Source organism: Dellaglioa sp. CoH-57-MRSF-19, assembly GCF_056781975.1.
Genome location: NZ_JBXAXW010000139.1, coordinates 1 through 450, shown reverse-complemented (window position 1 = coordinate 450; position 450 = coordinate 1). Strand labels below are relative to the sequence as shown.

At 58.2% G+C, this 450-nt stretch carries 1 protein-coding gene; it reads right to left on the bottom strand.

Translation table 11 applies throughout. The annotated features are described in order from the left end of the window. Positions 1-264: hypothetical protein (locus tag AC1RO3_RS08645; protein WP_481764025.1), on the bottom strand; the 264-nt coding region annotated here is incomplete at its 3' end. Positions 265-450 lie beyond the last annotated feature (186 nt).

Below are 450 nucleotides of genomic sequence, written 5' to 3'. Positions count from 1 at the left end.
GACACTAGCCGTCATTCCCTCAATCATGGAGGATGAGGCGCGCACCGGAATATCAGCACCCAGCTTCACAGTCGCCAGTCCCGGCTTCGAGAATTCGATGCTGCGTGAATCATCGGTACCAACGACGTGGGGCAGCACCAAATCCACAGCGGCCGGTAGCTTAGGTGCGTTGATGAGTTCATTCCAGTGAGCTTGGATGTCCGGCTCTATTTCTCTGAGCACCCTATACCACACACGGTCCTCTGCCCACATGCGACGCTGCATACAATTGGGCTCGCGCGTCTTTGTGATGCGCCGGACCTTCATCGGCTGCTCACGCCGTGTGCGTAGCCCGCTTCGTACGCCGCAATCATATCCTCGTATTCGAAATACGACTCATCGTCAGGGCCGATCGCGGCTTCTGCCTGTGCCCGCAGGTCAACCGCTTCGTCCGTGGTGCCCGGATAACAC